Raw genomic sequence first — 1,649 nt, forward strand, 5'->3', positions numbered from 1 at the left:
TTATAAGGNNCCGGCGTAGAGGGTAAGACCCCCGTAGTCGAAACTCATGCGGCTCGTTGGAGAGACACCCAAGTAGCACGGGGCCCGAGAAATCCCGTGTGAATCTGGCGGGACCACCCGCTAAGCCTAAATATTCCCTGGTGACCGATAGCGGATAGTACCGTGAGGGAATGGTGAAAAGTACCGCGGGAGCGGAGTGAAATAGTACCTGAAACCGTGTGCCTACAAGCCGTGGGAGCGTCGGGGCCTTCGGGCCCTCGTGACTGCGTGCCTTTTGAAGAATGAGCCTGCGAGTTTGCGGTGTGTTGCGAGGTTAACCCGTGTGGGGAAGCCGTAGCGAAAGCGAGTCCGAATAGGGCGGTTTAGTAGCGCGCTCAAGACCCGAAGCGGAGTGATCTAGCCATGGGCAGGTTGAAGCGGAGGTAAGACTTCGTGGAGGACCGAACCCACCAGGGTTGAAAACCTGGGGGATGACCTGTGGTTAGGGGTGAAAGGCCAATCAAACTCCGTGATAGCTGGTTCTCCCCGAAATGCATTTAGGTGCAGCGTCGTGTGTTTCTTGCCGGAGGTAGAGCACTGGATAGGCGATGGGCCCTACCGGGTTACTGANNTTAACAGNAGTNNNANGCCGGTAAGTGAGAGCGCGGCAGTGAGACTGTGGGGGATAAGCTCCATGGTCGAGAGGGAAACAGCCCAGAGCATCGACTAAGGCCCCTAAGCGTACGCTAAGTGGGAAAGGATGTGGAGTCGCAGAGACAACCAGGAGGTTGGCTTAGAAGCAGCCACCCTTGAAAGAGTGCGTAATAGCTCACTGGTCAAGTGATTCCGCGCCGACAATGTAGCGGGGCTCAAGCGTACCGCCGAAGTCGTGTCATTGCAGCATGAGGGCCAACGCCCGCTGTGATGGGTAGGGGAGCGTCGTGTGCCGGGTGAAGCAGCCGTGGAAGCGAGTTGTGGACGGTTCACGAGTGAGAATGCAGGCATGAGTAGCGATACACACGTGGGAAACGTGTGCGCCGATTGACTAAGGGTTCCTGGGTCAAGCTGATCTGCCCAGGGTAAGTCGGGACCTAAGGCGAGGCCGACAGGCGTAGTCGATGGACAACCGGTTGATATTCCGGTACCCGCTTTGAAGCGCCAGCGCTGAACCCAGCGATGCTAAGCCCGTGAAGCCGTCGTGTGCGTCTTCGGACAAGCACGGAGTGGTGGAGCCGGTGGCCCAGACTGGTAGTAGGTGAGCGATGGGGTGACGCAGGAAGGTAGTCCAGCCCGGGCGGTGGTTGTCCCGGGGTANGGTGTAGGCCGTGTGGTAGGCAAATCCGTCACACATTGAAGGCTGAGACCTGATGCCGAGCCGATTGTGGCGAAGTGGATGATCCTATGCTGTCGAGAAAAGCCTCTAGCGAGTTTCATGGCGGCCCGTACCCTAAACCGACTCAGGTGGTCAGGTAGAGAATACCGAGGCGTTCGGGTGAACTATGGTTAAGGAACTCGGCAAAATGCCCCCGTAACTTCGGGAGAAGGGGCCACGTCTGGTGACGAGTCTTGCACTCCGAGCTGGGGGTGGCCGCAGAGACCAGCGAGAAGCGACTGTTTACTAAAAACACAGGTCCGTGCGAAGCCGTAAGGCGAGGTATACGGACTGACGC

General features: G+C 58.0%; 1 rRNA gene (only partly in view). It reads left to right on the forward strand.

From position 1 onward, the window contains the following. Positions 1-1,649 (forward strand): 23S ribosomal RNA (locus tag MW084_RS15940) (it extends past both window edges: 214 nt to the left, 1,077 nt to the right).

This window comes from Streptomyces sudanensis, assembly GCF_023614315.1.
Taxonomy (GTDB): domain Bacteria; phylum Actinomycetota; class Actinomycetes; order Streptomycetales; family Streptomycetaceae; genus Streptomyces; species Streptomyces sudanensis.